The following is a 21,674-nucleotide window of genomic DNA, read 5'->3' as shown; positions in this document are numbered from 1 at the left end:
TAATTCGTTCTAAGATTACTTATTGTTTCCGCGTCCTCCGCCCTTACCGTTGCCACCGGCATTGGAGTTACCCTTGCCGCTGTTGGCATTGGCGGAACTGGCACTGCTCTTTCCGCTGGATCCGGCACTGCTGCCGGCATTACCGGCACTGTCGCGACCGGAATTTCCGCGTCCGCCGGAAGCTGCTCCGCCAGCAGAGGAATCAGATCCCTTTCCGCCGCTCTGAGCCTTGTCAGAAGCACGGCTGAGTCCGATGGACTTTTCACCCTTGCCGCCGGCAACACCCGGAGTCTTGGATACACCGGACTTGGTATTTCTCGACGTGGCACGTCCCACCTGAGCGCCGAGTCCGGCCCCCTTGGAAGTTGCAGTGGCGGTGGCCGCCACTTCGCGAACCTGTGCCTGCTTCTGGTGTCCCAATCCAAGGGTTCCGGGATGAACACCAAGTTCAAGAGCTATCTCACCCCAGCCCATTCCCTGAGCACGCATGGAGGCAATGGCATCAACATCCACAGCGGATGCCGCAGCCAGAGTCTCGTCAGCGGTACTTCTTGCCGCTTCAAGATCTGCCTGGGCAGTGCCGAGATCAGTCTCCGCAGATGCAAGGCTTGCCTCTGCGGCTTCAAGGCCGGACTGCGCGGTAGTCAGGTCACTGTTCGCAGCATCCAGAGCTTCATTTGCGGCTGCCAGATCTGCTTCAGCTGCAGCAAGGGCATCAGGGTCATCAGCAGTTGTGGCCGCTTCAACAGCCGCCGTTGCTGCGGCAACGGCATCATTGGCAGCAGTAACAGCATCATTGGCCGTTGCCACTGCATCGTTTGCAGCAGCGACTTCCGTGGCAGCGGTATCAACGCTGGCCTGTGCGGCATCAACTTCTGCCTGAGCACCGGCCACCTCAGCCTCGGCGGCATCAATGGCTTCTCCGAATTCCTCGGCCTTGGCTGCGGCGTCGGCAGCCGCAAGGGCCTCAGCCTTTGCAGCCTGTGCCGGATTTGCAAAGGCCGGAGCATCAGGCACGTCGGCTTCCGCTTCCTCTCCGGTTCCCGGATCTGTTGTGCCCGGATCCGTTACTCCGGTATCAGCAGGTTCAGTTGTCACGCCGGGATCAGTTGTCTCACCGGCAGTGTCCTGTGCTGTTGCCACCGGAACGACCAGCAGCAGACAAAGCCCCAGAACACCAAGCCACCACCAAATTCTTTTAACAGTATTTTTCATAGACTCCTCCCTCCCCTAGTTTACTACAGTTATAAACTGTAAGGATTCGTCCAGCTTGAAAGTCTTACCGGAACTATTTACTTCCTCCGCCTCACCGAACCAGCTGAGCGGCATGCGCGCAGGATCAAAATCCGGGTGTCCGCCAAGGATGTAGTCTCGCACTGCTTTTGCCCGTTCCCTGGCAAGATTCCTGTCACCCTTCACGTAAGCCACAATGTGAAAACTGAGTTTCTTATTTTCTTCCATCATTGCAGCAATCACATGCAGAGAATTCTTGCTCTCGAGGTCCGAATCAATCTCTCCCGGTTTGAACTTGACCGACTTGAGAGTCACATTGCGATTGCCGAATATGAAATTGCGGTAAGTGAAATCGCCGAGCTGATTGAGTTTCTGGGTTCCGCTCATGGCCAGTGCACCATCAGGGTAATACTCAAGGAACTTCTTCCATGCCTTTACGGCATCATCCTTCTTACCCTGGCGTCCGAGGATGTCGGCCCGGTTGTAGAGAGCTTCAGGATTGTACTTGTCGAGTTTGATAACCTTGTCATAGAGGATCAGCGCTTCAATAAGCTTTCCTGCATCAAGGTAACTGTGGGCGAGATAGAGATTGGCGGAGATGTGGTCAGGATCAAGCTTGAGAACCTTCTGGTAGGCATCCCTTTCCTTATCAAACTGTTTAAGGGCCCAGTAATTCACACCCATCCAGAACAGATAGTCGGTGTTGTCAGGCTCAAGCTCCGCTGCTTTCAGCGTGTAAGGCAGGGCTTCTCTGGGCTTTTTAAGCGCCAGATAGTAACGCCCCAGATAATATGCAGAGTCGGCATCGTTGGGGTTTTCCACAACTTTTTCGGAAAACGCCTTAATCCCTTCCCGGTACTTGTGGTTATTCAGATAGTATGGACCTGAAAGTTTGGCGCAGCCAGCGGCAAACAACAGCCCCAAAAAGACAGCCAATAAAACAAGTCTCTTCACAACAACCTCCTGGGACGGAGTTGTAGTTAGCGACCCCCATAAAACAAATCCCTTCTACATATATAATAATACACGCAGAAGGGATTAACAATTCTTTAGCTGTCTTTATTTTATAACATGAAGATTAGCACCTGAATGAGGCCGATGAGGAAACCGAGTACCCCGCCGACAATTTCAATGAATTTAAACTCTTTCTTCATGATTGAAAAAAGGATTGATTCAAGCTGATCCATGGAAAAACATTCCACCTTGTCCTGAACCAGACACTTGAAATCAAGCTTGCACTCCAGTTGGGAGGATGTAGTCTCAATCAGCCTGGGGAGCATTTCATCCAGCTCCTTTGAAAGCATGCCCTTTACAGTCTTCATGGTTTCATCATTGAGAAACATTCCCACCATAGGATGCAGGCTGGCAAGTTTCTCACGGAAGAAAACATCCAGATACTCAAGGACAACATCCTTGTGCTTATTGATAAAGTCCGGATCATGAATGACATTTTTAATGTCGGTATGCGAAATAAGTTCCCTTTCGATCATTTCTCCGAGACGGGCGGCAAGGTCCTTCTGCCGCTTCGGAAAGATCCCCTGAACGGTAAACGGCCCGATTTTGATAGGATTGCGTGGATGAAACAGCATTTTCACGGCCAGATAGTTAGTGAACCAGCCGATAAGAGCACATATAACCGGAGAAAGCAGAAGCTTCATTGTGATCATTGTATTATTGAATCCTCATTTTATTCAAAATAAATCAGGGCACTTAAAACGCGGGGCTCATATTTGTCCAAAATAGAGGAAAGAGCAAGAGAATTAAGACTCCTGACTATGAATGAGAATGAAAAATTGCACATTGAGTAAATTAAAATTTTTTAAACGCAAAATACTCCTTGCTTAGTCCCGCAATAAGCGTAGTATACATCCCCAAATATTAGGGGAATCATCACTGGAGGGGAGTCGTGAACAATTTTCCTGATACGGAAACCATCCTTGAAGAATTCCATGCGTTGAAGCAAACGCATGAAGATCTGAAAAGGCATGTTCTTGAGAAATGCCCTGAATGTGGTCAGACCAGATTCAGGACACTCTTTGATCATGCAGGCTCTGCTATTGCCGTTTTGGACGGAGAGGGAAAGATCCTGCTCACCAATGCTGCATTCAGTGATATTACGGGCTATACCCAATCCGAAACAGCAGGCTCCCCACTGCATATCTTTCTTGTCGCCAGGCATGACCTGGACGGCCAGGAATATCTGCAGAACCTCTTTTGCACCCCTGATGCCAAATCCAGCCTCAGCCTGTCCATATTGGACAAGCAGCAGGAAATCCGCTTTGTTGACCTGACTGTAGCCAACGTCACAATTTGCGATTCCGGTCTGCGCAACTGCATCTGCATTTTCAATGATGTTACAAGTGAACGCGAAAATGAACTTCGCCGCGAGGAGCTCATTGAAGAACTGATGGAAGCCAAGGAACTGCAGGAAGACAACGCTGCACAGCTCGCCATGCTTCTGCACGAACTGGACATGAAAAACCTTGAGCTGGAAAAAGAGGTGGCGGAAAGAAAGAGGGCCGAAGAAAAGCTGCGCGAAAGTGAAGAACGCTTCAAGAATATGAGCATCACCGACCAGCTGACCGGACTTTACAACCGCCGTCACATGATCGAAGTAGCAATACGGGAGGTCGAAGCCTGCAACAGGGTTGACCGCCCCTTGAGCCTGATTCTTATGGATCTGGACGATTTCAAGAAATACAACGACACATACGGTCATGCCGCTGGAGACGTTGTGCTTGAACGAGTCGGCCGGGTTATCAAGGAGACCATCCGGTACACGGATCAGGCTTTCCGCTACGGCGGCGAGGAATTCCTCATCATCCTGCCGGGAACCGATGGCGGCAAGGCGACACAGGTTGCGGAAGCAATCCGGAAGGCAGTTGCACGGGAATGCTACTACCCGAAAGGCGACATGCCGGTACGTAAGACCATGAGTATCGGAGTTTCCCAGTACATCCCCGGAGAACCGCTTGAAAATGTTCTCAAACGGGCCGACGACAACATGTACAAATCAAAAATACGGGGCAAAAACAAAGTCTACTTCGCCTGCGAAACCGGTGAAAGCTCCTTTGTCTGACCGGCTGATTGCGTTGAGATTTTCCCCCTTCCGCTAAGCGGACAAACCTGTTCCGTCATTTTCAGCACTTGATTTAATAAAAGATGGAAATGTCAGGAGGCTTGTCCATCGATCAGCTCCTGTTCCCGGCAGCCAGTGTCAGAAGTTCACATACTGCCGAACTAATGCACGGGCCGCCACGGATCATTCCGCCATCGAAATAAGTCAGGTTCCTTCGACTTCTACGGACGACTCGCCTTTCTCAAGCATCCATTGACGGTAAAGAGCCAGAGCCATGCAGCTCAGAGGCAGGGCCATGACCAGCCCCAGAAATCCGAGCAGCTTGCCCCAGATGGACAGGGAAAGCAGGATCATCCACGGCGAAAGACCGAGACTTTCCCCCTGAAGCCTCGGCACCAGCACAGCATCCTGAAGCACCTGCACCACCGCAAAAACAAGTCCCACCCCGCCAAGCGCGTACCAGAGGTTTCCTCCGGTAGCCAGCGCATCAACCGCAGCAAGAAAAAATGCCGGAATAAGCCCGATTATCTGCAGATAAGGGACCATATTCAAAAGCCCGATGAACATCCCCAGAAGTATGGCCAGCGGCAGCTTGATGATCAAAAAACCGGCTGAAAACAGGCAGCCGATTATCAGGGCAATGAGTGCCTGCGTGCGGAAATAACGGTTGGTGACATTGGTAAACTCTTCCACAAAGGCCCCCACCCGCTGCCGATAACGGGAGGGAATCTGGTTCTTCCAACTGGAAAGCTTGTCGTAATCCGTGAGCAGGAAAACCAGATAAAGGATAATGACGAAAACCCCGGCCAATGCAGCAAGAGTCTGGGCCGAGCCGCTGACAATATTCCATATGCCGGGTAATGCTTTCTGAACAGAGGCCTGAAGCATGTTCGTCAGCCCTGATTCGGTAAGGAAGGAACGCACATCCTCCTCTTTAGCCAGTTCAAGAACCTTCTTCCAGATGTCCTCGGGAATGTACTCGGCGGCACGGCGCGCCACGGCCGAGTCATTTACAAAACTGGCCAGAAGCATTCCGGTATGCTTAAGCTCACCGCCCACGGCACGCAGGGCCAGCCAGAAAAGCTTAACGGTCGGGACCATGAGCACCAACAGGGTCAGCAGAACCGCTGCCGTGCGGTTCCTGACATATCTCCCGGTAAAACAGACCAGAGGATGGAGAAGATAAGCCAGAGTCAGGGCCACGGCAAAGGGGATCAGCACATCACTCAAGGCCCCCAGCAGTTGCACGCTGATCCAGATAAATCCGGCTCCAAGCACCAGCCGGACCACGCGGTCAAACGTGTACGGAGTTCTGTCATCCAACATATGTCACCATCCATAAAAGGTTGATCAAAATCATACCCGCCCGTAACGCAGCTCACGCATCCTGCGTCCGGACCTTTCTATCTCACTGCCCAGTGCCCGGATATTCCAGATAAATGCCGATATGTTATTGCGCCGTTCAAGCGGAACATCCTCAAAATCGCCGCGAACACGGGCATCTCCCACAGCCTTCATGAAATCATCAACAGCCTGACTGAAATCCGGTTCCTCCGGGCATTCATCCGGCGTGGCCGAATAGCACTCCAACCAGGCATAGTAGTCCACGGTCCGGGTCAGGATATTCCTCATCCCCTCGGCGATGGACGGAAGCGGGCCGCCGTAACCGCGGCGGATGATGGTCGCCATGCTGACCAGCAGACTGTGCATGCGCGTAAAAGTCCGCAGCAGACGGGTCAGGTCCTCGCGCTGCCAGCCCTGCAAGCCCGGCTCTGCTGCTGCCTCCCGAAAGGACTCGGCACATTCGTCGAGCATGTTCGAGGCCTCGATGCGACTCATGACCAGCTCTCCCTCCCTTACCCCGCCGTAAAGATAGGATTCGGACAGCTTCTTGAAATGGGTGGATTGCAGAGATACCAACTGCGCCATCTTCTTACGCAGATTCTTGCGGGCCATGTTGGGCCAGACCCCGAAAGAGGCCGCTATACCGATGGCAACACCAAGAAAGGTATCCAGTATGCGTTCCAGCCCGAACTGCCATCCGTCGGTAAAAACCACGCCCAGCAGCAGTATAACCCCGATGGTCAGGCAACTGGAAAAGGCCGTATAATTGAAAACCCGCAACAGGATCATGAGAAAGAACGAGAGTGCTATCAGACTTGCAAGAACTGCTGTTCCAGGCTCAAGGAATAGAATTCCCACCCCGACGGCAGCCCCTAACACAGTACCCCACAAGCGTTTCCAGCCTAAACGCAGGGTTCCTCCCACCGAAGGACGCATCACAACAATTACGCTGACCGGAAGCCACACAGCGTGGCGCAACTCCAGAAAACGGGCCGCTACAACGGCAAAAGTAATTGCTGCAGCAGCTTTTACGGCATGACGGAAGGGCACGGAATCAGGCCGCAGCTCGCGACGAAGTATCTTGAACTGATCAGCGAACACTGCAGGAACCTCCCGTACAACAGACCTTGTTCATCTCCGAGAACTCAAGGACAAGATTCTTGAGCCCGTAGATGGCCCCCCATGCCTCAAGAAATTCATCACGCAACCCGGCATCGCGCCGGTAGGCTCCCAGTTGCAGCAGTTCCCCTTCAAGCCCTGCGATACCGTCCTCAATGGCCTTGAGGTCCAGCTCGCCCTTTCCGGTACTCAGCTTGGCCGCCAGCACATCAAAGGCAACGGCACTGCGCCCTGCAATATCACTGAACTTGAACCGCATGGCGGAAAACACTGGACTGTGGTCTGCAAAACGGCGGCTGTTGGCCAGCCCGACAACGGCCTCGAACATGCGCACCAGCAACGCGTACAGAGCCGACGGCCCTTCATAGCTTCCCAGTTCCTTGACCGGGTCCACGTTCATGGCCTCCATGAACCGCCTGTAGCGCCGAAGGGATTCGACTGAACGCTCATGGATCTGAGAAATTTCATCAAGATCCGCCTTGCTGCCGCTGGAAGATGCCACCGCCCTGAAATAGTCGCCTATGTCGGTCAGAGCCACCGCACCTGCACGGGTCAGAATCTTATCCGGCTTCATGGGCATCACATGGAACAGAAACAGATATGAGACCGATGCACCGAACAGCAGTGCTCCGGACCGGAACAATCCCGCAGCAAAGGAATCCGGTGAAGTCAGGGCCAACATATTAACGATAAGGATCCCCATGCCCGCAGTTGCTGCTGACATGCCCAGTACAGGAACAAAAAAAACCATAAAGGCCAGCACGAACAGATAGACTTCCAGCCAGCCCTGATAATTACCCATCCATGTGGAGACCGGCACCAGACACATCAGTGTGGCAGTAATTACAGCTGCAACCATCTTGCGACGGGCCAGTGTACTTCCCGCCCGAAACAGGGCCACAACCACCGATCCGTACGCGCACCACTGAATGAACTTTCCCCCGGCACCAAACATCCATGCCAGCAGCAAAGCCACAGAACAAGCTGCAACGGACTTCAGGGCATACTTGGTAATGAACATCCCCGGATCCACTGGCCTGATAAAAATTCTGTAAAATTCTGATATTATTTTATTCATCGCCTCTCACACTAAAGCATGGACATTCAAACATCAACTCCGTGGAGGTAACAATTGCGAACCATAGTTTTTCAACATGGAGAACCGCTTACATTTCTGTTGAAACAAATCTCAAACAGATGATACTCTGAATCAGCTGCGTCCATATAGAACAGCAATAAAAAGAAATATCGAGAGGCTCAATCATGCTGCAGCGAGTTAACATCAAGACCAAAACAATCATCATTGCCCTGGCCGGACCAACAATAATAGCTATTATTATGAGTGTGTTGCAGATTTCATCCATCAACCTCGAGGCTAAAGATTCACTACTGAGCAAAAGCAAGAGCATAGTCCATATGGCTGAGGCCGCCCGTAATCAGATGAGTGAAAAATTAAATTCCGGCATCATCAAACCGTTCTCTGAAATTCCTGATGATAAGATCGTCAGTGCCGTCCCGGTCATCACCGCTATCAATATGGTTATGAGTAATTCAGAAAGCGCTGGGTACAGCTTCAGGGTACCGAAAGAATCACCGAGGAGTCCGCAGAACCGCCCCACTCCGCTTGAAAGCGGCGTTCTCACACAAATGAAAACCACCGGAGTAGACGAAGTGACCATTTATGAAGATAACCAGATACGCTATTTCAAAGCCATCAAGCTGACGGAAGAGTGCCTGTACTGCCACGGAGGACCGGCCGGCAGCAAAGATGTTACAGGCGGCATCAAGGAAGGCTGGTACGTTGGAGAAATTCACGGGGCATTTGAGATCATAACATCATTGCAGCCGGCCAGGGAACGGACCTCTGCCGCGATAATAAACGTATCGCTCTGGACTCTGGCGACAGTAGGCCTGATCTCACTGGCAGCAATATTCCTCATAAGAAGCACTGTCGCCAGACCCCTGGAAGAGGTCACGGAACAGACCAACTCCATGGCTAACGGGGATTTCACCAACAGGCTGAAAGTGGATCGCCACGACGAGGTAGGCAAGGTAAAGGATTCCCTGAACACAATGATGGAAAGTGTTACCCATGTAATCGAGTCAGTTATACAGGCAACATCATCAGTCAGTACCGGCAGCAGCGAATTGTCCGATGCAGCGCAAAGCCTGGCTGACGGAGCCGCAAGTCAGGCCTCCAGTATTCAGGAAGTAGCATCAACAATGGAAGAAATGACTTCCAGCATCAAGCAGAACGCCGAAAACTCCAACAAGACCGAAGCAATTGCAAGGCAGGCGGCAGTTGATGCACAGGAAAGCGGTAAGGCCCTCTCACAGGCTCTGGAGGCCCTGACAAAAATAGCGGACAAGATTCTGGTTATTGATGATATTGCCCGCCAGACAAACCTGCTGGCCCTGAATGCCGCAATTGAGGCGGCCCGTGCAGGGGAACATGGCAAGGGATTTGCCGTTGTGGCATCAGAAGTGCGCAAACTTGCCGAGAGGAGCGGAAAAGCAGCTGTAGAAATAATCACCATTTCTAATTCCAGCTCCACAGTCGCCAACCTGGCGGAACAGAAACTGGCGGCACTGGTGCCTGAAATTCAGAAAACAGCAGAATATGTTCAGGAAATAGCGGCGGCCAGCCGCGAACAGGGAGAAGGAGCTTCGCAGGTAAACACTGCCCTGCAGGAACTGGACAATGTCATCCAGCAAAATGCTTCTGCTGCTGAGCAGATTGCAGCCACGACCAAAGAGCTTTCCGATCAGGCTGATGAGCTGGCAGAAGAAACAGCATTCTTCAAAATAAAATAGTCCCTTAAAATCGGCGACAGACAACCATGAAGCCCTGTGCATTATAAACGCACAGGGCTTTCAACGGTCTTGTCCACTATGACTTGGCTGCAAGTTTTATAATCTCACGGCAGAAGGCAGGCAGGTCGTCCGGCTTGCGGGAAGAAACCTGATTGCGGTCCACAACGACCTCTTCGTCCACCCAGATGGCTCCGGCGTTCTCAAGGTCATCCTTGATTCCGGGGGTGGAAGTGCAGGTGAAGCCCTTCATGATCCTCGCGGAAATGGGAATCCAGCCGGCATGGCAGATATGGGCCACAACTTTTCCGGCCTCATGAATCTCACGGGTAAGTTCAAGCACTTTGGGATCACGGCGAAGTTTATCAGGAGCAAAGCCGCCCGCAATCACCAGCAGGTCGAAATCATCAGCATTCATGTCGGCGATGGCGGCAGTTGAACGGAAAGGATACCCGTTTTTGCCTGTGTAGACCTCTCCATACTCAGGACCGGCGACAACAACCTCGGCTCCCTCCTCTATCAAACGGTAATAGGGGTACAGAAGTTCCATGTCCTCGAAAACATTATCCACAAACATCAACACACGTTTATCTTTCAGTTTCATTCGAATCTCCTTCCTATTCTTTGATGCGCTGTGCGCTTTTGCTCGATTTGATTTATACGCGGAGACCTCACGCCCGAAACACCTCAAAATAAGTAACACATCCACACAGACTGCCACAAGGACACAGAAAAGGGACCGCGGTATCACGAATGATACTGCGGTCCCCGTTTTTTAATGCAACAGCCGTCTCCTGTGCGAATGAGCGGCAGGAATTTAGAGCAGCTTATCCATGAATTCCTTGATGCGCGGATGCTGCGTTTCCGCGGAAAAGAATTCGGCAGGAGTTCCGGTAGCGATGAAATCACCGGTCTCCATGAATATTACTGTATCGGCAATTTCACGGGCAAAGCCCATGTTGTGAGTGACGATGACCATGGTCATGCCGTCCTCGGCCAGGGAACGGATGGTATCGAAGACCTCTCCGACCAGCTCGGGATCGAGTGCGGAGGTGGGCTCATCGAAAAGCATCATCTTGGGCTTCATGGCCAATGCCCGGGCAATGGCAACACGCTGTTTCTGGCCGCCGGAGAGTGTCACCGGAAAAACGGTGGCCCTGTCAGACAGCCCGACCTTGTTCAGCATCTGCAAAGCGACTTCCTCGGCTTCTTCCCTGCTCTTCTTGAGCACGGTGACCTGCCCCTCCATAACGTTCTGGAGCACAGTCATGTGCGGGAACAGGTTGAACTGCTGGAATACCATGCCGATCTCGGAGCGAAGGGCACAGAGATTCTTCTGGGAATCCAGCACCGGATTTCCGTCCTTGTAAATGTAGCCGCAGGGCTTGCCTTCGAACTGGATTTCCCCGGAATCGATGGTCTCGAGAAAATTCATGGTCCTGAGCAGTGTAGACTTACCAGATCCGCTGGGACCGACGATTACAACCTTCTCGCCCCTGTTGATCTTAAGGTCGATATGATTGACCGCGGTAAGCTTACCGAACCGCTTGACGACTTGCTTGAGTTCTAAAATAGTTTCCATTTAACGCCTTTCGTATATTCCCACCTTATATTCAATCTTCTCGAAAACGAAGGTGAACACGGTGGTGAAAATGAGATAGATGGCCGCCGCCATTACAAGCACGGTCACGTTAAAATATGCGTTGAACATCTGATCCGCCGCACGCATGAGTTCAACCATGGCGATGGTGGATACAAGGGCGGTGTCCTTGATGAGCGCAATGAACTCGTTGGCGATGGGCGGGATGATCCGCTTGTACGTCTGGGGGATGATGACCCGGCGCATGGTCTGGCCGTAGGTCATGCCAAGAGCCTTGGCTGCCTCGGTCTGTCCGTCGTCGATGGATTCGATTCCGGCCCTGATGATCTCGGCGAGATAGGCCGAGTAGTTGATACCCAGACCGATAAGTGCCGCAGCCAGCGGAGAAAGAGTAATGCCTATCGCAGGCAGTCCGTAATAAATAAAGAACAGCTGCAGCAGAAGCGGTGTGCCGCGGAAGAACCAGATGATGAACCAGCTGATGGAGGTGAACGGCTGCATACGGCTGATCTTGCCCAACGCGATGAACAGGCCGCCGATGGGTGAGACGATCATGGTGAAGAATACCAGCACGAGCGTCATGGACGCACCCTTAAGCAGGTTCGGCATGAACCGCTTGCAGTCGTCAAGGGTCTTCTGCCATTCGGGTCTGGTTTCCCGGTCGAGAGAGGTCAGGAAATTCTTTGCTTCCACGTTGTCCGGATAAACGGCCACAACCTGCTCCGCATAGGAGCGGGCCTTGACCGGATCTTTCATGGAATAGCTGAGACGGGCAAGCTGCATGCGGGAATAGACGAACTGTCCGTCATCCCCTTCCACGCCGGGAGCGGGAACCTTTTCGAACAGGGCACAAGCCTGGTCTATATGCCCGACGGCGAGTGCGTCACGGGCCTGCTTGAGCAGGGAATCGGCATCAACAGCGGCTGACGATACAGCCGGAAAGATCAGAAGAGCAAACAGCAGAAAGAGCGAGGCGACTGCCCCGCTCTTTCCGAGTTTATTATTTAAATTAAACATACCTTACCATTTAGCGGGGTTGGTGACATCTTCACCGAACCACTTGCGGGAAATTTTACCCATTGTTCCGTCAGCGATCATTTCGTCGATGGTCTTCTGTACAGCTTCCCTGAGGGAAACATCATCCTGACGGAAAGCGATACCGAAAGCTTCGCTGGTGATGTAGCCGGGAAGTGCAACGTACTTGCCGGGACGCTGTGCCATGGAGTAGCGGCCTGCGATGTTGTCTACAACAACGGAATCAAGACGGCCGGACTCGAGGTCGAGCAGAGCTTTAACGTTGGTGTCGTATTCACGGATTTCCTTTGCAGCAGGATTGAGGGACTTTGCAGCCTCAAGTGCGGGGGAACCTTTCTGTACGCCGACAACTTTGCCGCCGAGATCAGCGTGGGACTTGATGGCAGAGTTGCCCATGGCGATAACGGCAATCTGGCCGTCCATGATGTAGGGCTTGGTGAAAGAAACAGCTTTTTCACGTTCGGGGGTGATGGTCATGCCGTTCCAGATGCAGTCGAACTTTTTGGCATTCAGGGAGTGAACAACACCGGACCATGCGGTGGGCTGCCATACGATCTTGATTCCGAGACGTTTGCCGACTTCTTCAGCAGCATCAACGTCGAAACCGACCAGTGTACCATCGTCCTGACGGAAGCCCATGGGAGCGAAAGTGTCATCCAGACCGATCACAAGCTGTCCGGCCTTCTGGACTTTTTCCAGGGAACCGTCAGCAGCCATAGCGGAGGTTGCGAATGCCAGCATCATTGCAACCATGAGAATTACTAATACCCTTTTCATGCGTCACTCCTAAAAAATTTGGTAATACACTTCCGGCTCTCTGACTGTGGCAGGGAAAACGCTTCCAGCCAGCCTGTCAAAAACCCGAAGCGTTGAATCGAATAGCCCATGAAGCGCCAACTTGCAAGACTGTTGCCCGACCAAAACTGAACTTAAGAAAGCTTTTTCGCCAAATTTGTGAGGATCATAAGTATATTACAGACAAACAACCCGTAAAATTCCGATCATTATAAAATACACTTAAAGTATTTCCCCGCCATGCAAAGCGGTTGCTAACCTTTTTCTCCGTATGCTAACCTGTTTATAACTCATACTCCAATCGGCTACTAACAAGGAGACTGTAAATGCCTAACCTTACTTCATGGGGAAGCCGTGAACTTGAAAAGCTGAAAAGCGATATGGACAGACTGTTCAACAGCCTCTGCCATGATTACGGCATCCCTTCCGTATGCGGAATAATTGACTGCACACCAAGAACACAGATGGAGGAGATCGGAGATTCGCTGGAGGTTTCCACAACAATGCCCGGCTTCCAGGCCGAAGATCTGGAAGTAAAAGTCACCGAAACATCCATGACCATTTCAGGTGAAAAGAAAGTAACTTTCGAAGGCGGACGCCAGTCCAGTCAATTCAAGAAGACCATTCCCCTGCCGTGCAGAGTGGACCCGGAAAATGTCAGGGCTTCATTCAAAGATGGAGTACTGAAAATCGTCCTGCTCAAATGCATAATCAAACCCCACAAAGTTATTTCCATCAACGCTGACTAATCTGAGCTCCGGAGATCGCCATGACCAACATTCTGAAAGAGAGAGAACTTCCGCTGGATAAACTCAGGTGGACCCTCAATCCTGAATCGCTGCCCTTCAGCACAACAGACGACCTTGTACCCGAAGATGAAATCATCGGCCAGTGCCGAGGAGTTGAGGCCTTCCGTTTTGGAATCGGCATGCAGCTCAAGGGTTACAACATTTTCGTAACCGGCCCGGCCGGGACAGGCAAACAGGCCACAGTGAAAAAAATGCTCAGGGAACTTTCCAAAGCCAACACCATCCCTGACGACCTGCTCTATGTAAATAATTTCAAAGCCAACGAATCTCCCATCCTGATCCGTCTGCCGGCCGGACAGGGAACGGAATTCAAAAAAGATATGCATGAATTTATCGAAGGCATAAAACGAGAAGTCCCTCAGCTTTTCGAGAGCCAGGAATACATGGCCAGAAAGAATGAAATCATCGAGAAGCACGAAAAGCAGACCCGCGAATTCTTTCAAGGAATAGAGGACAAGGTCAAAGATTCCGGACTGGTCATAGTCAACATGCAGATGGGACACTACCAGCGTCCTGATGTTGTTCCGCTGGTAGACGGCGAGCCAATGCGTATGATCCAGCTTGAGGAAAAAGTGGACAAGGGCCGGTTTCCCCGCGATGAATTCGAAAAGCTGAAAATAAAGCAGAAAGAACTTAAAGAGGAAATCGACAATATTCTCACTCAGGTTCGTAATCTTCAAAAAGAAGTCAAAAAAAAGAGTGAAGACGTGGACAAGCTTATGTTCATGACCCTGGCTCAGGACCTTATAGGGACAATGAGGGATAAATACCCTACAGAAAAGACCCAGAAGTATTTCGATGAAATGCTCGAAAACATGAGCGAAGATCTCGACTCCCTTCGTATGATCGGCAAAAGGCCCCAGGCAATGGAAGGTGGCATGATGTTCATGCCGCCGCAAGCCGATACAATTCTGCACCCTTATCAGGTAAACCAGCTGGTCGACAACGCCGAGCAGAGCGGCCCACCGGTTATATTTGAAGCCTATCCCACCTATCGCAACCTTTTCGGCTCCATTGAACGCGTAATGGACCGACAGGGAGGCTGGCGGGCCGACTTCACAAAAATCAAGGCAGGGTCATTCATCAAGGCCAACGGAGGCTATCTGGTAATCAACCTCATGGATGCCATTGTTGAACCCGGTGTATGGTCCACACTCAAACGCTCACTCAAAACAGAAAAAATCGAAATCGAAACCTTCGACCCGTACTACTTCATTTCATCCACGGGCCTCAAACCGGAGCCGATTGAAATGGATGTAAAGGTTGTGGTGCTGGGAGAACCGTATCTCTACCAGCTGCTGCGGCATTACGATGCTGATGTGCCCAAGATATTCAAGGTGCGCGCCGACTTCGAAACATCCATGGACAATAATGAGGAATCAATCAACGCGGTCTCCAAATTCATAAGCCGGATGATAGAGAAAGATGGGCTCATGCCATTTGACAGTACTGGTGTAGCCGCAATCATTGAGCAGGCCGTGCGCATGGCCGGACGTCAGGAAAAAATAACCACTTCCTTCCCCCTGCTCGCTGACCTGCTCGGTGAGGCAAGCCATTACGCCGGACGCAACGGCTCGGACTGCGTTCAGGCCAAGCACGTTGAAAAAGCCATTTCGGCCCACCGCAAACGCTCGAATCAGGCTGAGGAGCGGTTGCAGGAAATGATCGACCGCGGCAGCCTCTATGTTGATACAGACGGAGCTGTTACCGGGCAGGTCAACGGACTGGCCGTGTACTCGCTGGGCGACTACTCCTTCGGAAAGCCTTCGCGAATCACTGCCGTAACAGCCATGGGCAAGGGCGGCATCATAAATATTGAACGGGAATCAGACATGTCCGGTCCCACCCACAACAAGGGAATATTCATCCTTTCCGGATTCCTGCGACGCCAGTTTGCGCAGGACAAACCGCTCTCCCTCACCGCAAGTATCGCCTTTGAACAGTCATACGGCGGAATCGACGGAGACTCGGCTTCCTCCACTGAACTCTATGCCCTGCTCTCCAGCCTTGCCGAAGTGCCCATCCGTCAGGGCATTGCCGTTACCGGATCCGTGAACCAGAAAGGCGAGGTCCAGCCCATCGGCGGAGTAAACCAGAAAGTTGAGGGATTCTACCTCTGCTGCAAGCACGCCGGCCTGACCGGGGAACAGGGAGTCATGATTCCTGAACCCAACGTAAAGGACCTCATGCTACGCAAGGAAGTTCTCGACGCTGTACGTGAAGGCAAATTCCACATCTGGTCCGTCGAGAACATCGAACAGGGAATTGAAATCCTCACCGGCCTGCCAGCCGGACAGAAGGATGCTGAAGGCAAGTACCCGGAAGAATCCATCTACGGAAAGGTCAACGCCCGCCTTGTTGAGCTGGCTGAAGGACTCAAGAACTTCGGCAGTGATAACGACGATGAAAAAGACGACAAGAAAAAATCCGGCGGTTCCTGCGGGTGCGGTAAATAAACACTGCAGAACGTCAAAAACTGCCGTCGGGTAACACAACCAAGAAAGGCCTTAATATCCTATGATATTGAGGCCTTTCTTTATATTGATAAGCTACGCGCTTTCTGATGCTCTGAGCTAGACGCCGGAGGCATCCGATTACAGAAAGGCTCAGATATCAATAAACTCAAGTTCCGGGATATGCGAAATCTGTCCTGTCTTGAGCAGATACTTGGCAAAAACCTTGAGCCCTTCAAGTTCCCTTTCACCGAGGTCATAAACCAGCCCGTCATAATATGACCGGGCTTCCTCAAGATTAAGGATGCTGTTCTCGGCTGTCAGCTCTGATACAAGCTCAATGTTTTTCTGCCCCCACAGTTTTCCCCTTATCAGGGAGCGTACTGCTTCCTTCACATCCTCACGCTCGGCCACGTCCCGGCGGACCAGCCAGATTCCGAAAATGAACGGCAGTCCGGTCCAGCGGATCCACTCTTCGCCTAGGTCAAAGATGTAGGGATAATCTTCATGCTTGCGCAGGTTGAGAGCCTCGTCGCCGATGCACAGAATAGCTTCCGGGCGTTCACCGGACTCAAGCAGCTCGGTTGCATTTCCGGTTTCATATGTCGGGTTGAGGGCAATATACTCGGTCAGCAGAATCTTGAGCAGTGCGGCGGAAGTATGTGTCTGCGCACTGACCAGCACATTACAGCCCTTGAGCTGCTCAAGGGGCTTGCGGCTGATCATTATCACCGACTGCACCGGCCCCCTGCTGCCGATGGCAAGATCAGGAAGCAGCAGGTACTGCTCCGAATGACGCAGGTACTCGACACATGAATTGGCCGAGATATGCATCAGCCCCTCGGACATCATGGTGTTCAACTGTGCGGGCGGTCCGTATACGAAATCGAAATCGTTCCCGATGAGTCCGGTCTCCAGCGGATGGTAGATGGGCAGCACATTGAGATATGAAATTCGACCGACCTTTACTCTATTCATTTCGGGCCTCTACGAGGGTATAATCCATCAGGCGTTGTCTGGGGACGAATCCGGCCTTCCTGATCAGGTTGTGGATCTCCTGTTCGGACAGACGGAAGCTGACCCCGGCGGCCCGGACCACGTTTTCCTCGATCATGGTTGAACCGAAATCATTGCCGCCGTAATAAAGGGCTAGCTGTGAAATTTTCGGTCCCATGGTCACCCAGGAGACCTGAAGATTGTCGAAGTTGTCCAGCACGATACGCGAAACAGCCAGCATGCGCAGGTATTCAACGCTGGTCATCTTACGGGCCTTGGGAATATTTGTGTTGTCCGGCTGGAAGGTCCAGGGGATGAAGGCGGTAAACCCGCCGGTACGATCCTGCACCTCGCGCAGAGCAAAAAGGTGCTTCACCCGGTCTTCCACGCTTTCCTCGTGCCCGAACATCATCGTAGCAGTGGTACGCAGGCCGAGGTTGTGAGCCGCTTCCATCACTTCCAGCCACATGCCGGCGGAACACTTCTTCGGAGCGATCTTCTTGCGAACCTCATCCACAAGAATCTCTGCCCCGCCACCGGGAATGGAAGCAAGACCGGCCTTGATGAGCCGCTTGAGAACATCCTCGATGCTGATACCTTCCAGTTCACTGAAATAGACCACTTCCGGCGGTGAAAAGGCGTGAATGTGCACCGGATAATTGTCTTTTATGAACTGGAGCATTTCCTCATAGAAGGTCAGCGGCAGGTCAGGGTTGTGCCCACCCTGCATCAGGATCTGGGTTCCACCAAGATCGATGGTTTCCTGAATCTTACGGCCGAGTTCCTCCCGGCTGATTACAAATCCGCCTTCCTGTCCGGGAGCCTTGTAGAAAGCACAGAACCGGCATCCGCATTCGCAGATGTTGGAGTAGTTGATATTGCGGTCGATGACGTAGGTTACGTTGGGCTCGGGATGTTTCTTCATCCTGATGCCATGCGCAAGATTCGCCAGATCAAAAAGGTCGGCCTTTTCAAGAAGGGTCAGGGCCTCGTTGAAATCAATCCGCTCTCCGGCCTCAACCTTGGCACCTATTTCCAGCACTTCTGCCGGACTGGTTGTTAAATCTGTCATAGCTATATCTTCCTCTGATTCCGACCCGAAGCTGGTACCGGGTACGGTCAGTCTAAAAAACTATTGAACACGTTCTGCACTGGTGACGGCACATTTCCCTGAGATCAGCCGGAGGTTAAATCTCATTGAATTTCGCGTCGCGCTCAACCGGAGTGAAACCGCACCCTCTGATCATCTCTTCCAGTTCGGTCCTGGTCAGGGCCTGATCAGAAGACGCGCCGGCCATATGGCCGATTTTTTCCTCGACAACAGTTCCGTCAAAATCGTCAGCACCGAAATGCAGTGCGGCCTGCGCCTGCTTGACTCCAAGCATGACCCAGTAAGCCTTGATGTGCGGAATGTTATCCAGCATGAGCCTGCTGACCGCGGTGGTGCGCAGTTCATCAACACCGGTCAACGGTTCTTCAATCTTGAGTCTGCTGTTTTCGGTGAGGAACGGCAGAGGGATAAAACAGTTGAAGCCTCCGGACTTGTCCTGCTGGCGGCGCAGCCGGTCAAGATGGTCTACACGGTGCGCAGCAGATTCAATATGCCCGAAAAGCATGGTGCAGTTGGTGGTGTAGCCCAGCTCGTGAGCTTCACCGTGAATACGCAACCAGTTTTCTGCATCGATCTTTTTCGGACAGATCCTGTGGCGAACTTCCGAGTCGAAAATTTCAGCGCCGCCGCCAGGCATCATTTCGACACCGACAGCCTGCAGACGCTTGAGTACTTCAACGGAACTGATCCCTTCTGTAGTGGCCAGATGATCAATCTCGACCGCAGTAAAGGATTTGATCACCGCCTGTGGAAGCTCCTTCTTGATCTCGGCAAATGTTTCCTCAAAAAATTTTAGGGGAATATCATGATGGCAGCCGCCGACCACGTGTACTTCGCGGGGAGCAACTGGCGCGTTTTTCAACTTATCGAGAATCTGTTCCCTGCTGAGCTGGAATGAACCTTCCTCGCCATGCTCACGGGCATACGCGCAGAACAGGCAACCGTTTACGCAGATATTGGTGTAGTTGATGTGCCTGTTGATCACATAAAAGGTCTTGTCACCGTGCATTGCACGACGCTTGATGGAAGCAAGGGCACCCAGAGCGTTCAGGTCCGGGCAATCATAAAGGGCCAGCCCGTCATCAATGGAAAGCCTTTCACCTGAAATGACTTTATCCAGAATCGAGCCCAGCCCTGCATTTTGAAAATAGTTTTTTGAAATCATATATTCACCTTTGTTCAGGAGTAGATAAAAGTCGGGTCCGGGCATGTCAACACTGGATTTCCGGCTCTTTAAGATATAAAAGTCACTGCATGAGCAAAATACTTAAAATGGGCTTTTCACCATGCCCCAACGATACGTTTATTTTCCACGCCCTTGCCAGCGGCGCAGTAAGTATTGATCCTTTCAGTCTGGACATAACTCTTGCCGATGTAGAGGAACTCAATTCTCACGCCCGTGCCGGCCGTATGGATATCTGCAAGGTGTCGGTTCACGCTGCCGCCCACATAATGAAAGACTATGTGCTTCTGCGAGCCGGCGGTGCAATGGGACGCGGTGTAGGGCCGCTCCTGCTCACCGGTGAACATTGCACCATAGGAGACCTCAATGGCAAGAAAATTGCCATTCCCGGGCGCAATACCACGGCAAATCTTCTCTTCAGCCTTATGTGCCGCGAAGCAAATATCAGGGTTGAACTGGTTGAAATGGTCTTCGACCAGATAATGCCGGCTATAGCGGACAAAAAAGTGGACGCCGGAGTCGTGATCCATGAGGGACGCTTTACCTATCAGGCATCAGGTCTCCACAAACTGGCAGACCTCGGCCAGTGGTGGGAAGACTATTCCGGACTGCCGATCCCGCTGGGCTCAATTGCCATCAAACGGGAGCTCGGACCGGAAACCGCCGCGCAAGTAAATGCCGCCATCCGCAAATCACTTACACTTTCCTATGTGGACGACGAGGCTGCCTGGCCCTACATTAAACAGCACGCTCAGGAAATGGACGACAGTGTGATACGGGAGCATATCAAAACCTTTGTTACCGACTATTCCATGGACGTAGGCACAGAAGGAGAACAGGCTGTAAGCAGGCTCCTTCAGGCAGCAGCACGATTGGACGGAATTGAATTGCCTGACCTGCCTATTTTTATTGATATTTAACTGATTAGACGGCCAAAGTAATTTTAAAAAAAAATTCTATGGACTCTTCAAAAACTTTCAATAGGGCTTCGCCGCTTTGAACGTCAAGACGGAGATGATCAACAGCTCCGGGTTAACCGAGACAAGACAAAAGACAGTAATACGAAGGTATCTCCCACCTGAAAGAACAGAGCCCGTAATATCTTGCTGATATTACGGGCTCTGCAATTTGAAAAGCAAACCTGCCTTAAACTCTGATGGACAGTAAATTTAAATTTCGAAAGAGCTACGTTTTACGTGATCTATGAAATAGCGTACTGCCGGGAAAAATTCGCGTCCTTCAAGATGTACAAGATAAAAACTGCGTTCAAGATTCAAAGGAAGTCCTTTGATGTGAACAAGCTCACCGGAATCGATAAGCGACTGAGCTGCAAGCTTTGAAGTAACGCTGACACCGAGACCGGCACGGACGCACTGGACAACAGCCTGAGTAGACTCAACCCAGACAGTTACGTTGAGATCGCGAACGCTTGAGCCCATCTCTGCGAGGCCTGCTTCAAGGGCCTTACGGGTTCCGGAGCCGCCTTCACGCATAACCCAGGGGAGCTCTGCAAGCTGCTGAATATCGTCTATTCCATCATAATTGCTGACCAGAACCGGGGGTGCGACGATAACCAGTTCATCGCGCATGATCGGATAAAATTCGAGGTTGGGAACATCTACAGTTGCCCCAACGACTCCTAGAATCAGCTCCCCGCTGCGAACCTTTCTGATAATCTCACTCGTGTCGCCGACAGAAAGATGCACGCTGACATCAGGATATTTCTTGCAGTAATTGTATAGAATCTCGGGGAGAAGATAATGGGACGGGATAGTGCTGCCGCCGATCTCAAGATCACCGACAACCTTGTCTCGCAGAATGTTGATCTCGGATCGGGCCTTACCTATGAGGTCGTAAATATCTCTGGCATTACGGTAAAGAACTTCCCCGGCCTGGGTTGCCATGATTGATCGCCCTAAACGGTCAAACAACTGCACTCCGAGCTCTTCCTCAAGAGTTGAAATATGTGCGCTGATAGTGGGCTGGGAAAGAAAGAGTTCCTTTCCGGCCTTTGAAAAACTCTTCAGCTCATAAACTTTGCAGAATGCTTCCAGTCTACGTAAATCCATCTATTCGCTCGGATCACTTTTTTCTATGGGTTATATT

General features: G+C 51.7%; 19 protein-coding genes. 5 read left to right on the top strand and 14 right to left on the bottom strand.

Annotated elements, in window-relative coordinates:
* Positions 1–15 precede the first annotated feature (15 nt).
* The 3 genes from N7E73_RS14515 to N7E73_RS14505 all read right to left on the bottom strand — a co-directional run bounded on the left by N7E73_RS14515 (position 16) and on the right by N7E73_RS14505 (position 2,900).
* Positions 16–1,215: a hypothetical protein gene (locus N7E73_RS14515; protein WP_432735614.1), complete on the bottom strand. Its 1,200-nt coding sequence runs from the start codon at positions 1,213–1,215 to the stop codon at positions 16–18.
* A 15-nt stretch (positions 1,216–1,230) separates the two neighbouring features.
* Positions 1,231–2,187, bottom strand: a complete 957-nt coding sequence (locus N7E73_RS14510; RefSeq protein ID WP_432735613.1) for a tetratricopeptide repeat protein — start codon at positions 2,185–2,187, stop codon at positions 1,231–1,233.
* A 110-nt stretch (positions 2,188–2,297) separates the two neighbouring features.
* Complete coding sequence (locus tag N7E73_RS14505) at positions 2,298–2,900, bottom strand: DUF445 domain-containing protein (RefSeq protein ID WP_432735612.1); 603 nt, start codon at positions 2,898–2,900, stop codon at positions 2,298–2,300.
* Positions 2,901–3,139: 239 nt separating this feature from the next.
* Between N7E73_RS14505 and N7E73_RS14500 the strand changes: the two genes are divergently transcribed.
* Positions 3,140–4,312, top strand: coding sequence for a diguanylate cyclase (locus N7E73_RS14500; RefSeq protein ID WP_432735611.1), 1,173 nt, complete (start codon positions 3,140–3,142; stop codon positions 4,310–4,312).
* Between the two features lie 204 nt (positions 4,313–4,516).
* On the opposite strand, the gene N7E73_RS14495 is transcribed toward N7E73_RS14500, so the two are convergent.
* The 3 genes from N7E73_RS14495 to N7E73_RS14485 are packed head-to-tail and all read right to left on the bottom strand — an operon-like array spanning position 4,517 to position 7,796.
* Entirely contained in the window at positions 4,517–5,638 is a 1,122-nt protein-coding gene (locus tag N7E73_RS14495) for an AI-2E family transporter (RefSeq protein WP_432735610.1), read from the bottom strand.
* A 30-nt stretch (positions 5,639–5,668) separates the two neighbouring features.
* On the bottom strand, positions 5,669–6,757 hold the full coding sequence (locus N7E73_RS14490; RefSeq protein WP_432735609.1) for an FUSC family protein: 1,089 nt from the start codon (positions 6,755–6,757) through the stop codon (positions 5,669–5,671).
* The gene (locus N7E73_RS14485) at positions 6,747–7,796 is read right to left on the bottom strand and encodes a hypothetical protein (RefSeq protein WP_432735608.1); all 1,050 of its coding nucleotides are present in this window, start codon (positions 7,794–7,796) and stop codon (positions 6,747–6,749) included. Before N7E73_RS14485 ends, N7E73_RS14490 begins: the two co-directional genes overlap by 11 nt.
* 242 nt (positions 7,797–8,038) lie before the next feature.
* Here N7E73_RS14485 and N7E73_RS14480 point away from each other — a divergent pair, with 242 nt between their 5' ends.
* Positions 8,039–9,589, top strand: a complete 1,551-nt coding sequence (locus N7E73_RS14480) for a methyl-accepting chemotaxis protein (RefSeq protein ID WP_432735607.1) — start codon at positions 8,039–8,041, stop codon at positions 9,587–9,589.
* Positions 9,590–9,665: 76 nt separating this feature from the next.
* On the opposite strand, the gene N7E73_RS14475 is transcribed toward N7E73_RS14480, so the two are convergent.
* The 4 genes from N7E73_RS14475 to N7E73_RS14460 all read right to left on the bottom strand — a co-directional run bounded on the left by N7E73_RS14475 (position 9,666) and on the right by N7E73_RS14460 (position 12,998).
* Positions 9,666–10,190: a type 1 glutamine amidotransferase domain-containing protein gene (locus N7E73_RS14475; RefSeq protein ID WP_432735606.1), complete on the bottom strand. Its 525-nt coding sequence runs from the start codon at positions 10,188–10,190 to the stop codon at positions 9,666–9,668.
* Between the two features lie 213 nt (positions 10,191–10,403).
* Positions 10,404–11,168 (bottom strand): amino acid ABC transporter ATP-binding protein, encoded by a 765-nt coding sequence (locus tag N7E73_RS14470; RefSeq protein ID WP_432735604.1) that lies wholly within the window; start codon positions 11,166–11,168, stop codon positions 10,404–10,406.
* The gene (locus N7E73_RS14465) at positions 11,169–12,203 is read right to left on the bottom strand and encodes an ABC transporter permease subunit (protein WP_432735603.1); all 1,035 of its coding nucleotides are present in this window, start codon (positions 12,201–12,203) and stop codon (positions 11,169–11,171) included.
* 3 nt (positions 12,204–12,206) lie between these two features.
* Positions 12,207–12,998 (bottom strand): transporter substrate-binding domain-containing protein, encoded by a 792-nt coding sequence (locus N7E73_RS14460; protein ID WP_432735602.1) that lies wholly within the window; start codon positions 12,996–12,998, stop codon positions 12,207–12,209.
* Positions 12,999–13,342: 344 nt separating this feature from the next.
* On the opposite strand from N7E73_RS14460, the gene N7E73_RS14455 reads away from it, so the two are divergent.
* Positions 13,343–13,765 carry an Hsp20/alpha crystallin family protein gene (locus tag N7E73_RS14455; protein ID WP_432735601.1) on the top strand — a complete coding sequence of 141 codons (423 nt, stop codon included), beginning with the start codon at positions 13,343–13,345 and terminating at the stop codon, positions 13,763–13,765.
* A gap of 20 nt (positions 13,766–13,785) precedes the next feature.
* Positions 13,786–16,281 carry an AAA family ATPase gene (locus N7E73_RS14450; RefSeq protein ID WP_432735600.1) on the top strand — a complete coding sequence of 832 codons (2,496 nt, stop codon included), beginning with the start codon at positions 13,786–13,788 and terminating at the stop codon, positions 16,279–16,281.
* A gap of 150 nt (positions 16,282–16,431) precedes the next feature.
* Here the strand turns inward: N7E73_RS14450 and N7E73_RS14445 are convergent, their stop codons facing one another.
* The 3 genes from N7E73_RS14445 to mqnE all read right to left on the bottom strand — a co-directional run bounded on the left by N7E73_RS14445 (position 16,432) and on the right by mqnE (position 19,550).
* Positions 16,432–17,256 carry a menaquinone biosynthetic enzyme MqnA/MqnD family protein gene (locus tag N7E73_RS14445; protein ID WP_432735599.1) on the bottom strand — a complete coding sequence of 275 codons (825 nt, stop codon included), beginning with the start codon at positions 17,254–17,256 and terminating at the stop codon, positions 16,432–16,434.
* The gene (mqnC, locus tag N7E73_RS14440; protein WP_432735598.1) at positions 17,249–18,346 is read right to left on the bottom strand and encodes a cyclic dehypoxanthinyl futalosine synthase; all 1,098 of its coding nucleotides are present in this window, start codon (positions 18,344–18,346) and stop codon (positions 17,249–17,251) included. The genes N7E73_RS14445 and mqnC overlap by 8 nt, the downstream gene beginning before the upstream one ends.
* A 115-nt stretch (positions 18,347–18,461) precedes the next feature.
* Positions 18,462–19,550, bottom strand: coding sequence for an aminofutalosine synthase MqnE (gene mqnE / locus N7E73_RS14435; RefSeq protein WP_432735597.1), 1,089 nt, complete (start codon positions 19,548–19,550; stop codon positions 18,462–18,464).
* Between the two features lie 89 nt (positions 19,551–19,639).
* Between mqnE and N7E73_RS14430 the strand changes: the two genes are divergently transcribed.
* A complete protein-coding gene (locus N7E73_RS14430; protein ID WP_432735596.1) occupies positions 19,640–20,488 on the top strand; it encodes a 1,4-dihydroxy-6-naphthoate synthase in 849 nt (282 codons plus the stop codon).
* A gap of 249 nt (positions 20,489–20,737) precedes the next feature.
* Here the strand turns inward: N7E73_RS14430 and N7E73_RS14425 are convergent, their stop codons facing one another.
* On the bottom strand, positions 20,738–21,637 hold the full coding sequence (locus N7E73_RS14425) for a selenium metabolism-associated LysR family transcriptional regulator (RefSeq protein WP_432735595.1): 900 nt from the start codon (positions 21,635–21,637) through the stop codon (positions 20,738–20,740).
* Positions 21,638–21,674 lie beyond the last annotated feature (37 nt).

It is taken from the genome of Maridesulfovibrio sp. FT414 (assembly GCF_050916235.1).
In the GTDB taxonomy this organism is placed as follows: Bacteria; Desulfobacterota; Desulfovibrionia; order Desulfovibrionales; family Desulfovibrionaceae; genus Maridesulfovibrio.
The sequence above is the reverse complement of the archived record's forward strand: the minus strand, read 5'-3'. Positions and strand labels throughout refer to the sequence as shown.

Coding starts and splice junctions, on each gene's coding strand:
- N7E73_RS14430 (WP_432735596.1), top strand. CDS start 19,640: ATGAGCAAAATACTTAAAATGGGCTTTTCACCATGCCCCAACGATACG.
- N7E73_RS14485 (WP_432735608.1), bottom strand. CDS start 7,796: ATGTTCATTACCAAGTATGCCCTGAAGTCCGTTGCAGCTTGTTCTGTG.
- N7E73_RS14465 (WP_432735603.1), bottom strand. CDS start 12,203: ATGTTTAATTTAAATAATAAACTCGGAAAGAGCGGGGCAGTCGCCTCG.
- N7E73_RS14460 (WP_432735602.1), bottom strand. CDS start 12,998: ATGAAAAGGGTATTAGTAATTCTCATGGTTGCAATGATGCTGGCATTC.
- N7E73_RS14455 (WP_432735601.1), top strand. CDS start 13,343: ATGCCTAACCTTACTTCATGGGGAAGCCGTGAACTTGAAAAGCTGAAA.
- N7E73_RS14475 (WP_432735606.1), bottom strand. CDS start 10,190: ATGAAACTGAAAGATAAACGTGTGTTGATGTTTGTGGATAATGTTTTC.
- N7E73_RS14515 (WP_432735614.1), bottom strand. CDS start 1,215: ATGAAAAATACTGTTAAAAGAATTTGGTGGTGGCTTGGTGTTCTGGGG.
- mqnC (WP_432735598.1), bottom strand. CDS start 18,346: ATGACAGATTTAACAACCAGTCCGGCAGAAGTGCTGGAAATAGGTGCC.
- N7E73_RS14505 (WP_432735612.1), bottom strand. CDS start 2,900: ATGATCACAATGAAGCTTCTGCTTTCTCCGGTTATATGTGCTCTTATC.
- N7E73_RS14425 (WP_432735595.1), bottom strand. CDS start 21,637: ATGGATTTACGTAGACTGGAAGCATTCTGCAAAGTTTATGAGCTGAAG.
- N7E73_RS14495 (WP_432735610.1), bottom strand. CDS start 5,638: ATGTTGGATGACAGAACTCCGTACACGTTTGACCGCGTGGTCCGGCTG.
- N7E73_RS14480 (WP_432735607.1), top strand. CDS start 8,039: ATGCTGCAGCGAGTTAACATCAAGACCAAAACAATCATCATTGCCCTG.
- N7E73_RS14445 (WP_432735599.1), bottom strand. CDS start 17,256: ATGAATAGAGTAAAGGTCGGTCGAATTTCATATCTCAATGTGCTGCCC.
- mqnE (WP_432735597.1), bottom strand. CDS start 19,550: ATGATTTCAAAAAACTATTTTCAAAATGCAGGGCTGGGCTCGATTCTG.
- N7E73_RS14450 (WP_432735600.1), top strand. CDS start 13,786: ATGACCAACATTCTGAAAGAGAGAGAACTTCCGCTGGATAAACTCAGG.
- N7E73_RS14470 (WP_432735604.1), bottom strand. CDS start 11,168: ATGGAAACTATTTTAGAACTCAAGCAAGTCGTCAAGCGGTTCGGTAAG.